General features: G+C 60.8%; 11 protein-coding genes and 1 other RNA gene. 7 read left to right on the forward strand and 5 right to left on the reverse strand.

Annotated features, from left to right (window positions below; all coding sequences use genetic code 11):
- Positions 1-358: RNase P RNA component class A (gene rnpB / locus RCI20_RS14705), an RNA gene on the reverse strand; the annotation flags it as partial.
- 152 nt (positions 359-510) lie between these two features.
- Here rnpB and upp point away from each other — a divergent pair.
- From upp to RCI20_RS14720, 3 genes are all read left to right on the forward strand, one after another.
- Positions 511-1,143, forward strand: coding sequence for a uracil phosphoribosyltransferase (gene upp / locus RCI20_RS14710; RefSeq protein ID WP_306606759.1), 633 nt, complete (start codon positions 511-513; stop codon positions 1,141-1,143).
- On the forward strand, positions 1,140-2,381 hold the full coding sequence (locus tag RCI20_RS14715; RefSeq protein ID WP_306606761.1) for a uracil-xanthine permease family protein: 1,242 nt from the start codon (positions 1,140-1,142) through the stop codon (positions 2,379-2,381). Before upp ends, RCI20_RS14715 begins: the two co-directional genes overlap by 4 nt.
- A gap of 227 nt (positions 2,382-2,608) precedes the next feature.
- The gene (locus tag RCI20_RS14720; protein ID WP_306606763.1) at positions 2,609-3,727 is read left to right on the forward strand and encodes a hypothetical protein; all 1,119 of its coding nucleotides are present in this window, start codon (positions 2,609-2,611) and stop codon (positions 3,725-3,727) included.
- A 34-nt stretch (positions 3,728-3,761) separates the two neighbouring features.
- On the opposite strand, the gene dinB is transcribed toward RCI20_RS14720, so the two are convergent.
- On the reverse strand, positions 3,762-4,910 hold the full coding sequence (gene dinB / locus RCI20_RS14725) for a DNA polymerase IV (RefSeq protein ID WP_306606765.1): 1,149 nt from the start codon (positions 4,908-4,910) through the stop codon (positions 3,762-3,764).
- Positions 4,911-5,173: 263 nt separating this feature from the next.
- On the opposite strand from dinB, the gene RCI20_RS14730 reads away from it, so the two are divergent.
- Positions 5,174-6,781, forward strand: a complete 1,608-nt coding sequence (locus tag RCI20_RS14730; RefSeq protein WP_306606766.1) for a B12-binding domain-containing radical SAM protein — start codon at positions 5,174-5,176, stop codon at positions 6,779-6,781.
- On the opposite strand, the gene RCI20_RS14735 is transcribed toward RCI20_RS14730, so the two are convergent.
- Both RCI20_RS14735 and RCI20_RS14740 read right to left on the reverse strand, forming a co-directional pair.
- Entirely contained in the window at positions 6,775-7,440 is a 666-nt protein-coding gene (locus tag RCI20_RS14735; protein ID WP_306606768.1) for a thiopurine S-methyltransferase, read from the reverse strand. The two genes, RCI20_RS14730 and RCI20_RS14735, sit on opposite strands and share 7 nt — an antisense overlap.
- Positions 7,441-7,501: 61 nt before the next feature.
- Positions 7,502-7,972: an Lrp/AsnC family transcriptional regulator gene (locus tag RCI20_RS14740; protein ID WP_306606770.1), complete on the reverse strand. Its 471-nt coding sequence runs from the start codon at positions 7,970-7,972 to the stop codon at positions 7,502-7,504.
- A 132-nt stretch (positions 7,973-8,104) separates the two neighbouring features.
- On the opposite strand from RCI20_RS14740, the gene leuA reads away from it, so the two are divergent.
- The 3 genes from leuA (at position 8,105) to infA (ending at position 11,239) form a co-directional block, all read left to right on the forward strand.
- Entirely contained in the window at positions 8,105-9,787 is a 1,683-nt protein-coding gene (gene leuA, locus RCI20_RS14745) for a 2-isopropylmalate synthase (protein ID WP_306606772.1), read from the forward strand.
- Between the two features lie 278 nt (positions 9,788-10,065).
- On the forward strand, positions 10,066-10,962 hold the full coding sequence (locus RCI20_RS14750) for a transglutaminase family protein (RefSeq protein WP_306606774.1): 897 nt from the start codon (positions 10,066-10,068) through the stop codon (positions 10,960-10,962).
- Positions 10,963-10,975: 13 nt separating this feature from the next.
- Entirely contained in the window at positions 10,976-11,239 is a 264-nt protein-coding gene (gene infA / locus RCI20_RS14755) for a translation initiation factor IF-1 (protein WP_306606776.1), read from the forward strand.
- A 24-nt stretch (positions 11,240-11,263) separates the two neighbouring features.
- Here the strand turns inward: infA and RCI20_RS14760 are convergent, their stop codons facing one another.
- Complete coding sequence (locus tag RCI20_RS14760) at positions 11,264-11,704, reverse strand: hypothetical protein (protein WP_306606779.1); 441 nt, start codon at positions 11,702-11,704, stop codon at positions 11,264-11,266.
- Positions 11,705-11,709 lie beyond the last annotated feature (5 nt).

Genomic DNA, 11,709 nt, shown 5'->3' on the forward strand with positions numbered 1-11,709 from the left:
GGCAATCATTCCTCTAGGCCTGCCGTCACCGACAGGCTCAAGCAACCTACCCGGAAGCAGCGCGGGCCACGCCTCAGCTTCCCTATTTGGTCTTGCTCCGGATGGGGTTTACCGTGCCGTCCGCCGTTACCGTGGACGCGGTGAGCTCTTACCTCGCCGTTTCACCCTTACCTGTGCGTCTTGCGACGCCATCGGCGGTCTATTCTCTGTTGCACTTTCCGTTGCCTTGGGCCGCCCGACTTGCGTCTGACGACTTATAGCACCCAGCCGTTAACTGGCATCCCGCCCAATGGAGCCCGGACTTTCCTCCCGATACCGCAGTTGCCTGCAAATATCCAGCGATTGCCTGGCCGACTTTCCGGGGCGGATTATACGTGCAAGGCAAGCAATGGCTGCATGGAACTTGCGCGGCGATCCTTGGCGAAGGAAAACCGGGCAAAGGGCCCGAAGTGCGTTGAATGGACGAATCGATTAACCTTCCCCCTTTCTGCAAATGCACGCGAGGTCGTCATGCCGGTAATCGAAGTCCGCCACCCCCTGGTCAAACACAAAATCGGATTGATGCGGGAAGGCGACATCAGTACCAAGAAATTCCGCGAGCTGACGGCCGAGCTGGCGCGTCTCCTGAGCTACGAGGCTTGCAGCGATTTCGAGCTGGAGCCTTGCCGGATTGCCGGCTGGTGCGGCGAGGTCGAGATCGAGCAGATCAAGGGCAAGAAGGTTACCGTGGTGCCCATCCTGCGCGCCGGCATCGGCATGCTGGATGGCGTACTCGATTTGATTCCGAATGCCAAGGTCAGCGTTGTCGGCATTGCCCGCAATCACGAGACGCTGGTGCCGGAGCCGTATTTCGAGCGTTTTGTCGGCCAGCTCGACGAGCGTCTGGCGATCATCATCGATCCGATGCTGGCCACCGGCGGTTCGCTGATCGCCACCATCGACATGCTCAAGCGCAAGGGTTGCCAGCAAATCAAGGCGCTGGTGCTGGTGGCGGCGCCTGAAGGCATAGCGGCGGTAAGCCGGGCGCATCCCGAGGTGCAGGTTTACACGGCGGCGATCGACAGCCACCTGAACGAACAGGGTTACATCATTCCCGGCCTCGGCGATGCCGGCGACAAAATTTTCGGGACCAAGGAAGCATGAACGCGACACAAGACCCCGTCTGGCGCACCGCCCTGTCCGGTGCGCAAATCCTTTTCGTGGCCTTTGGCGCGACCGTGCTGGTACCGCTGCTGACCGGGCTGAATCCCAGCCTGGCCTTGCTCGGCGCTGGTGTCGGTACGCTGATCTTTCAGGTGTGTACGAAGCGTCAGGTGCCGATCTATCTCGGTTCCAGCTTTGCCTTCATCGCGCCGGTGATCTACTCGGTGCAAACCTGGGGTATGAACGCGACCTTGGGCGCACTGGCTGCAGCCAGCTTCTTCTATTACGTTGCCGCGGCGCTGGTCAAATGGCGCGGTGTCGGGCTGATCCACAAGCTGCTGCCGCCGGTCGTCATCGGCCCGGTGGTCATGGTCATCGGCCTTGGTCTGGCCCAGGTTGCCGTCAACATGGCGACCGGCAAGGCGGGCGATGCGCAGGTCGTGCCTTACGAAACAGCGATTGCCATCGCCGCCATTTCCTTGCTGGCAACGATGTTGACCGCAATCCGCGCGCGCGGGCTGCTGAAGCTGGTGCCGATCCTGATCGGTGTCGCTGTCGGCTACATCGTTTCGTTGTTCGTCGGCATCGTCGATTTCACCAAGGTCAGCGAAGCGGCGTGGATTGCCATGCCGGCCTTCGGTACGCCGGAATTCAACCTGGCGGCGATCCTGTTCATGATCCCGGTGGCGATTGCGCCGATTGTCGAACACGTTGGCGGCGTGCTGGCCATCGGCTCGGTGGCCGGCAAGGATTACACCGAAAGCCCCGGCCTGCATCGCACGCTGCTTGGTGACGGGCTGGCGGTCAATGTCGTCGGCCTGTTCGGCGGCCCGCCGGTGACGACGTATGGCGAGGTGACTGGCGCAGTGATGCTGACCAAGAACTACAACCCGGTGGTGATGACCTGGGCGGCCGGCTTCGCCATCGTGATGGCTTTCGTCGGCAAGTTCGGCGCGTTGCTGCAGACCATCCCGATGCCGGTGATGGGCGGCATCATGGTGCTGCTGTTCGGCTCGATCGCCGGCATCGGCCTGAAGACGCTGCTCGACGCCAAGGTGAACCTGACCAGTGCGCGCAATTTGTGCATCGTCTCGGTGACGCTGGTCACCGGCATCGGCGGTCTTGGCGTCAACATCGGCAGCTTCTCGCTGCAGGGCATCAGCCTGTGCGGCGTGCTGGCGGTGCTGCTCAACCTGCTGCTGCCGGCCGAGTCGGTGGAGTCAGACGGGGCGCGTTGATCTGCTGCGGTCGACCGGGGTAAATCGTGAAAAATTGCCTAGTCATCCGATTTTTGCGCCCGTGAACGCTGTGCTGAAATAGCTTCCAGCCGGCGCTCACGGAACTTGCGCGCCCTCGTTCATCAACTGCCGCGGAATGTCACGCTCGATCGATTGACTGCCGGGTGGGGCGGCTCGATACTTCACTGGCACCTGCTTGCAAAATCCTATTTCGAGGAAAGTCCGGCATGGAAATCGACAAACTCCTGATAGCTGCCAGAAGCCTCTCCCTGTTTGAGGCATGGGCCTGGGGGTTCGTCGGAGTCATGGTCCTGCTGGCGGTCTGCGCGATCCTGTTTTTGGAACGGCGCCATTTCGGCCGCCAGGGCAAGGCCGGTAGCTGGTTGTCGATGCGGCTGCTGGCGCTCTTCCTGCTGCTGCCGCTGACGGTCGGCGTGGTCACCATCCCGGCCCGGGCGATTTCCGGCATGGAGGCACTGGCAGTTTTTTATGCCGCTTTGTTCATTCTTGGGCCGCTCGTCTGGTTTGCCGGACATATGCTCGCCGGCCGCCTGCTCCGGCCGGCCTTCAGCAAGGGAGAAAGCCTGTTCATGGGCGCCAGCGGCTTGCTCATCCTGCTGCTGCCCGCCATGGCGATGACACTGGCCCAGGGACCGATTTTCCATCTCCAGCACAGCGTAACGGACCTCGCCTTCAAGGGAACACCGGCAGCGCCGCTACCGTATTCCGTCGGGCCCGTCCGGCGCTTCGAGTTACCGGGTGTAGGACCGGTTTTTGCCCAGTCGCTGCTGGCGCCCACCGGTTTCGTGCTCGAGCGGATCGACCGCAAGTTCGGTGATGCCTGGCATGACACCCGAAATACCATGCGCACCATTTACTGCCGTGACGGACAGAATCTGCATTTCTTCTGGTCGACGGGCGAACTGCTGCCGGAGTTACGTTTTTACTGGCGCCAACCCGAGGGCCGTGTTCACGCCGATTTTGTCCCGGTGACCGAGTCAGCCGATTCGACGTTGGCACGCGAATTCCGCATCGCCTTTCGTGCCGATGGGATCGATCCGCCCGTGCCTATCCCTCGGACGCGCACGGCGATGGGCTATTTTGTGGGTCAGGAGCAGCTTGTTTACGCTGCATCGAGCGCTTTACAGCCGGGCGAAAGTTTCGACAACGACTGCGTCATGACCGGCTACAAACGTCTCGCCTGGGAAAGTGAAGGACCGCCGCAGGCCGTTGCCCTGCTGTTCCAGCCTGACGTCAAGGCGCCGGTATTGCGGATCGAGATCAAGCGCCCGCATGCCGAAGACAAGCACATCCAAGTGGCGCCGAGCGAGCCCACGAAGCGCTAATTCACGACAGGAAGACGGGGTGACCCTTCAGGCATCAGAACGCGAACGCTGCCTGGCTGTGAGTTTGCGCCGTCTCTCGCACGCCAAGCGGAGACAAGCCGCTGGCCCGGACGCCGAGCAATCTGATGCGCTGCTCCAGCGGCACGCGCTTCAGGCATTCGCCCGCCGCCTTGCGGATGTCACGCCCGTCAAACACTTCGCTCGGCAAGGTCAGATCGCGGGTGACCACGTGGAAATCGGTGTAGCGCAGTTTCACGCCGATGGTTTTGGCGGCGTAGCCCTTGCGTTGCAAATCCTCGGCAACGCGCATGCAGATCGACGTGAATATTTCCGACAACTCGGCGCGGTCCCGCCGGGCGTCCAGATCCCGTTCAAACGTGCTTTCCCGACTGATCGACTTGGGATCGCGCTCAATGACCAGTTCCCGATCATCGATGCCATGCGCGACCTGGTGCAACCAGACGCCGGTGCTGCGTCCGAAGTGCCCGACCAGCATGTCGACGGGCACGGCGGCCAGTTCACCGATGCTGTGGATACCCAAAGCCTGCAGCTTCTCCGTCGCCTTGGGGCCGATGCCATTGATTTTCTTGGCGGCGAGCGGCCAGATCCGGGTTTCGACATCGGCCATCTGCAGAATGGTGATGCCATCCGGCTTTTGCAGATCGGAGCTGATCTTGGCGAGCAGTTTGTTCGGCGTGATGCCGATTGAGCAGGTCAGCCCGGTGGCGTCGAACACGGCCTGCTTGATGCGTTGCGCCAGCGGCAGGGAATCCTCGGCGAGATCAGTCAGGTCGATGTAAATCTCGTCGATGCCGCGATCTTCGATTTTTGGCGCGATCTGCGCGACGGCGGCCTTGAAACGGCGGGAATAATCCCGGTAAGCGTCGAAGTTTGCCGGCAGCAATATCGCATCCGGTGCCAGCCGGGCCGATTTCATCAATCCCATGCCGGAAAATACGCCCAGCGCACGCGCTTCGTAGGTCGAGGTCGTAATCACGCCGCGCCCGACGTAGTCGCGCAAACGGGCGTAGCGCCAGGTGCCATCGGCCTGCTGCACCGGCGCGTGAATGTTTCGCCCGCCGACCACGACGGGCTGGCCGCGCAATTCCGAATAATGCAGCAGTTCGACGGAGGCAAAGAAGGCATCCATGTCGAGGTGGGCAATGCGGCGAACAGGGGTCATGTTGAAGAAATTGAATAGGCTCTTTTATCCCCGGAATCTGGGGATAAGTATGTGGGTAGTCCGTTGGCGCATGCGCCAGACAACTGTTTGAAAAGGCTTTTCCGGCAACGCTCAATTTTCGGGCAGGGCTGGAATGGTTGAAGATAAGGCACCACCCGCAGCAACTGATGATATGTACAGTATATTTTTACTCGGCGGCCAACACCAGATTTTTCCTTCTGGCCCGGTAAACTCCGGCTTTCATCAAACTGCCCCCCCGCCCAGTGACCGCACCAAGCGCCCCATCCCGCATCATTCTCTGCACGCTCAACGCCAAGTACATCCATGCCTCGCTGGGTTTGCGCTACCTGCTGGCCAATATGGGCGAACTGAAGGAACGCACCGTATTGCGCGAGTTCACCATCGCCCGGCCGGCGCAGGAAATCGTCGCTGCGCTGCTGCACGAACTGCCAGAGGAAGCCGATGGACCATCGATCATCGGCTTCGGGGTTTACATCTGGAATGTGCAGCAAACCCTGGCGGTGATTCAGCGCATCAAAGCCGAACGGCCAAGCGTGAAAATCATTCTCGGCGGGCCGGAAGTCAGTTACGAGACCGACGAACAGGAAATTGTCCGGCTGGCCGACCATGTGATTACCGGCTGGGGCGATATCAGCTTCGCCAAACTATGCCGCGCCTTGCTGGCCGGGCCGCGCCCGTTGAGCAAGGTGATTGCCGGCGAACAGCCGTCACTTGATGCAATCGAACTGCCTTATCGGGAATATTCGGCCGACGATCTGGCGCATCGCCTGCTTTATGTCGAAGCGTCGCGCGGCTGCCCGTTCAAATGCGAGTTTTGCCTGAGCGCGCTGGATAAAACAGCCTGGGCTTTCGATCTCGAGCGCTTTCTCGGTGAACTGGCCGGTTTGCATGAACGGGGGGCACGCCACTTCAAGTTCGTTGATCGCACCTTCAATCTCAAGGTCGATACCTCGCTGCGTATCCTGCAGTTTTTTCTGGATCGCCTGCACGCGCCGGGCGGCGCGCTATTCCTGCATTTCGAACTGGTGCCCGATCATTTGCCCGATGCGCTCAAGGCGATGATCGCCCGCTTCCCGCCCGGCGTGCTGCAATTCGAAGTCGGTATCCAGAGCTTCAACGTCGACGTCCAGCAGCGCATTTCGCGGCGCCAGGACAATGCGCGGAGCGAGGAAAACCTGCGCTGGTTACTGCAGGAATCGCAGGCCCATTTGCACACCGACCTGATTTTCGGCCTGCCCGGCGAAACGCTGGAGAGTTTTGCCGCCGGCTTCGACCGCCTGCATGCGCTGCAACCCCACGAAATTCAGCTCGGTATCCTGAAGCGCCTGCGCGGCACGCCCATCATTCGCCACAGTGCGGATTACGCGCTGGTTTTTGACCCGAACCCGCCGTATCAGATTCTCTCGACCGGCTGCATCAGCGCGACGGAAGTCGAGGCATTCAGCCGCTTTGCCCGCTACTGGGACCTGCTGGCCAATACCGGCCGTTTCCAGCTCAGCCTGCCGCACCTGCTGCAAACCCGGGCCTCGCCGTTCCAGGCATTCTGGAATTTCAGCCAGTGGTTGTGGCAAGAACATCGGGAAACCCGTGGCAAAACCAGCGGACTCAGCCCGGAAATTCTGACCGATGCGCTGTTCACCTATCTCGTTGACCAGCAAGGCCAGCCGATGGAAGCCGTCCGGCAAGCGCTGTTAAGCGATTACGTGGCCAGTGGCGCGCGCAGCAATCCGCAATCGCTGGCCGGTTTTCTGCCGCCACGCCCGGCGCCGGTACGCCGTACCCGCTCGCTGGCGCAACGCCAGGAGCAACATCTGGCCGGCGAAGGCAGCCTGCCCGGCAGTGATCAATAAGGCAGCAGGCGGTACAGGCGTAATTCGATGCATTGCGGTTCGTTGCCGTCGGCTTCACGCCGGGTTTCCAGGCGACGTTCGGAATGCGCCAGATCGATGGCGAAGCGGGCACTGTACAACTGGGTGATTTCGCTGGAAATCTCGGGGAAACGGTCGTCGGTTTCGCCCTCTTCCGGGTCTTCTGCGGTCAACAGGAAAACCGGGCAATTTTCCGGCGTCAGCTGGCGCAGGTGTTCGACATAGCCAACCCGTGCGCTTTCCGGCAAGGCGGTCAACGCAGCCCGGTCGTAGACGGCGGCAATCGGACCGAGATGTTCCGGCGTCAGCGCGAAAAAATCGCCGCAGTAGATGCGGATCGCGCCGTGCTGCCACAGGGTCAGCGGTCCAAGCGTCGTCTGCGTCGGCGTCAGGCCCTGCTGGTGAAAAAAATCACGCACGGCAAGCGGGCTCAGTTCGCAACCGATTACCTGGTGTCCCTGTTCGGCCAGCCAGACCAGATCGAGACTACGCCCGCACAGCGGCACGAAAACCGCCCCGCCTGGCGGCAAACCAAGACTGGACCAGTAATGGGCAAGCAGCGGATTGACTTCCGCTTGGTGGAAAGCCATCCGGCCATCACGCCAGGATTGCTGCCAGAGTTCGTTATCGGGGCTGCTCATGGCGGGTCCGTTGGCGAAAGACCCTGAGCCTAACATCGTTTCCCCGGCTGCCCCGGCAAATTCAGGCGAGGTCGAGCGGCAGCGCGGTGCGGTCGACCACCTTGCGCAGCACAAAACTGGTGTGCACGCCGGTGACCCCCTGGATGCGGGTGATCTTGTTGAGCAGCAGGTCCTGATAGGCATCCATGTCGCGAACGACGACCTTGAGCTGATAGTCCGACTGCTGGCCGGTGATCAGCAGGCATTCCAGCACTTCCGGGATGTCCGAGATCGTCGCTTCGAGGTTGGCGAAACGCTCCGGCGTGTGCTGGTCCATCGAGATGCCGATCAGTGCCATCAAGCTCAAACCGAGTTTCTTTGCATCGAGCAGCGCCCGATAGCCGGCAATCAGCCCGGCCTCCTCAAGCGTGCGTACCCGGCGCAGGCAGGGCGATGGCGACAGGCCGATGCGGTCGGCCAGATCCTGGTTGCTGATCCGCCCATCCTGTTGCAGCAGAGCGAGAATTTGCCGGTCATAGCGATCAATACTCATTGAATTGCTCATCATTTTATATTTACGCAATATTCTGCCAATTGGATCGCAAATCATGCCATAAAACGCAAGCACCTGCCGCGAGGTTTTCCGTAACATTTGCCCATCGCAAAAAATTCTCGGAGCTAAATCATGGCACAGCAAAACCCCCACAAATATTCCGCTTTTCCCCCTGTACAGCTCGTTGACCGCAAGTGGCCGAATCAGACCATCAAGCACGCGCCGATCTGGATGAGCACCGACTTGCGCGACGGCAACCAGGCCTTGTTCGAGCCGATGAACGCCGACAAGAAGATGCAGATGTTCAAGACCCTCTGCCAGATCGGTTTCAAGGAAATCGAGATCGCCTTCCCGTCGGCCTCGGAAACCGAGTTCGGCTTCGTGCGTCGACTCATCGAGGAAAAACACATCCCCGACGACGTTACCATCGAGGTCCTCACGCAGGCGCGCGAACACCTCATCCGGCGCACCTTCGAGTCACTCAAGGGGGCCAGGCAAGCCATCGTCCACGTCTATAACGCGACCAGCAAGACCTTTCGCGACCAGGTATTCGGCATGAGCAAAGCGGAAGTCGTCGCCATGGCCACCGACGCCGTTCGCCTCGTCCGCAGCCTTGCCGAAGAAATGCCGGAAACCGCAATCACGCTTGAATACAGCCCGGAGACCTTCACCGCGACCGAACTCGATTTCGCCAAGGAAGTCTGTGATGCGGTCACTGAAGCCTGGGGCGCGACGCCAAAGCGCAAGGTCATCCTCAACCTCCCGACCACGGTCGAGATCGCCACACCCAACATCTACGCCGACCAGATCGAGTGGATGCACCGCAACCTCGCGCGCCGCGACAGCGTCATCATCAGCCTCCATCCGCACAACGACCGCGGCACCGCCGTCGCCGCCGCCGAACTCGGCCTCATGGCCGGCGCCGAGCGCGTCGAGGGCTGCCTCTTCGGCAACGGCGAGCGCACCGGCAATGTTGACCTCGTCACCGTCGCGCTCAACATGCACACCCAGGGCGTCCATCCCGGCCTCGATTTCTCCGACATCAACGCCGTCGCCCGCACTTTCGAACACTGCACCCAGCTCCCGATCCACCCACGCCACCCATACGTCGGGGATCTCGTTTTCACGGCCTTCTCCGGCTCCCACCAGGACGCCATCAAGAAGGGGTTTGCCGCTCAAAAGGCGGATGAGCAGTGGGCGGTGCCCTATCTCCCGATCGACCCGGCCGACGTCGGCCGCAGTTACGATTCGGTGATCCGGGTAAACAGCCAGTCAGGCAAGGGCGGCATCGCCTATTTGATGGAAACCGAACACGGCATCGTGATGCCGCGCCGTCTGCAGGTCGAGTTCTCCGGCGTCGTCCAGCAGCACACCGATACGCATGGCGGCGAAGTCAGCGCCGACGATATCTGGCAACTCTTTTCTGCCACTTATCTCACGTCGACCGCAACAATCGTCTATCGCGAACACCATCTGTTCGAACATGACAGCGCCCAGGGCATCCGCCTCAGCGTCGACATCAATGGCGTGACGCATGTGCTCAATGGTGAAGGCAACGGCCCGATCAACGCAGCAGTCCATGCCTTGCAGAGCGCCGGCATCGAAATCCAGGTACGCAGCTATGAAGAGCGCTCGATGGTGCCGATGGGCGACGACGGCAATGCCCGCGCCGTTGCCTTCATGGAAATGGCAGCCAGCGGCAGCGGCGAACGCTTCGGCGTCGGCATCGACGCCAACATTGTCACTGCCTCGATCAAGGCATTGATCAGCGGCGTGAACCGGCTCGGCAGCATCCCGCAGGCAAACCCTGACTGAGTCATCAGGCGCTTGCTGCGAGCGGCGACAAGCGCCTGAATTTCGGGCAGTTTTCCTTGCCAGAGCGCGAGGTGAAGCGTAATATGCAGCCTCCTGCGAGGCTGTCAAGCCTCGTCGTTACCGTTCTGCCCCGCGTGAATGATGTTCCCCTGCCGTCCCGTCGTCTGGCGACCCTCCGGCATGCCGCATAAACATTTCCCCGTCGCAAAACGCCATCCCACCGCCCGTGTGGTCGCGTCCTTCAGGGTTCGACAACGAGCTGCTTATTCTGGAATTGCATGGTTCGCATACAATTTGCGATCGATCTGAACTACGCACTGAACTTCCCCGGCGCCGATTTTGTTTTCAACATCCACGCCGCACAAACCACCAGTCAACGCATCGTCAGCGAGAGCCTGCAGCTCAATCCGCAGATTGTTCCGGCGATCCAGACCGAGCCGCAGACCTGTGCGCGTTTCATGCGCGTCAATGTCAATACCGGTCCACTGCACGTCGCTTACCGTGCCATCCTTGATATCGACCAGCATATCGGCAATCCGGACGAAATCCCGGAAACCCCGGTCGCTCGCCTGCCGCTGTCGGCACTGACCTACATTTACCCCAGTCGCTACTGCCAATCGGACCGTCTGGCCATGCTGGCGATGAGCGAATTCGGCCAATTGCCCAAGGGCTATCGCCGGGTCGAAGCCATCTGCAACTGGGTCAATCGTCACGTTGCCTTCCGCTCGGCCACCACCAGTTCGGCCACGTCTGCGGTCGACACATTGGTCGATCGCGTCGGCGTATGTCGCGACTTCGCCCACCTGATGATTGCCATCTGTCGTGCCTTGAGCATCCCGGCACGCTTCACCACCGGCATCGATTACGGTGCCGACCCGGCGCTCGGCCCAACCGACTTCCATGCCTATGTCGAAGTTTTTCTCGACAATCGCTGGTATATTTTCGACCCGTCAGGCACTGCCATCCCGATGGGCTTCGTGCGCATTGGCACCGGACGCGATGCGGCCGATGTCTCTTACGCCACCATTTTCGGCAGCGTCAGCTCGCCACCGCCGCTGATCTCGATCAGCGCCATCACCGAATCCGGCCGGCCGTGGGAAATGCCCCGCCACCGTCCGGAAGCCTTGTCTACCGACGCTGCGGTCGACGGGCTGCAAACCCATCAACTCAATTAAAGGAGCACCCCACTTGGCTAAAGAAGAACTACTTGAAATGCAAGGCGTCGTCGAAGATGTCCTGCCCGATGGACGTTATCGCGTGACGCTGGAAAATGGCCATCAAATGATCGCCTATACCGCCGGCAAAATGAAAAAGCACCACATCCGCATTCTGCTCGGCGACAAGGTCAGCCTTGAACTTTCGCCTTATGATCTGACCAAGGGTCGCATCACTTTCCGCCATCTGGAAACCCGCAGCGGCGGCACCCCGCCACCGCCACGCCGCCGTTACTGAACGAGCACCGGAGCGCGCTTCGGATCACTCTTCGTCGTCGGCAGCCGCTTCCGGCTTTTCGGCGACAAATTCGAGCGACCCGTTGCGCATCCGGAAAATACCGCGCAACTCCCCCATGCCGCCCGCCGGCTCTTCCTCGATGCGCGCCCATTCAATACAGGTTTGCGACTCGGTCGCATACATGCGACGTCCGACCTTGATGATGAAGGCCCCGGACGGCACCTGGTAAACCTCCACCCGGGTCTTTTCCGTCCCCATGCCCAAACTGTGCCGACGCGTACAGGCCGGCATACGCGAGACCACCATGGACAGTTCGACTTTCTTGTCCCAGAAGAAAGGTTGCTCGCGGATCAAGGACAGCGTGTGTTCACGCGTTCCATCAATTTGCCAGGAAACCCGGTCATCCACGCAAGCAGTGACCAGCGGAACGACGAGTAGAACGGTCAGCAGGGCACGCAGGCGCATCTTGA

The organism is Azonexus sp., assembly GCF_030824335.1.
Classification (GTDB): domain Bacteria; phylum Pseudomonadota; class Gammaproteobacteria; order Burkholderiales; family Rhodocyclaceae; genus Azonexus.

What these genes read in the sequence shown, in the direction of transcription:
- upp (WP_306606759.1), top strand. Translation starts at nt 511, where the DNA reads ATGCCGGTAATCGAAGTCCGCCACCCCCTGGTCAAACACAAAATCGGA.
- RCI20_RS14715 (WP_306606761.1), top strand. Translation starts at nt 1,140, where the DNA reads ATGAACGCGACACAAGACCCCGTCTGGCGCACCGCCCTGTCCGGTGCG.
- RCI20_RS14720 (WP_306606763.1), top strand. Translation starts at nt 2,609, where the DNA reads ATGGAAATCGACAAACTCCTGATAGCTGCCAGAAGCCTCTCCCTGTTT.
- dinB (WP_306606765.1), bottom strand. Translation starts at nt 4,910, where the DNA reads ATGACCCCTGTTCGCCGCATTGCCCACCTCGACATGGATGCCTTCTTT.
- RCI20_RS14735 (WP_306606768.1), bottom strand. Translation starts at nt 7,440, where the DNA reads ATGAGCAGCCCCGATAACGAACTCTGGCAGCAATCCTGGCGTGATGGC.
- RCI20_RS14740 (WP_306606770.1), bottom strand. Translation starts at nt 7,972, where the DNA reads ATGAGTATTGATCGCTATGACCGGCAAATTCTCGCTCTGCTGCAACAG.
- leuA (WP_306606772.1), top strand. Translation starts at nt 8,105, where the DNA reads ATGGCACAGCAAAACCCCCACAAATATTCCGCTTTTCCCCCTGTACAG.
- RCI20_RS14750 (WP_306606774.1), top strand. Translation starts at nt 10,066, where the DNA reads ATGGTTCGCATACAATTTGCGATCGATCTGAACTACGCACTGAACTTC.
- RCI20_RS14760 (WP_306606779.1), bottom strand. Translation starts at nt 11,704, where the DNA reads ATGCGCCTGCGTGCCCTGCTGACCGTTCTACTCGTCGTTCCGCTGGTC.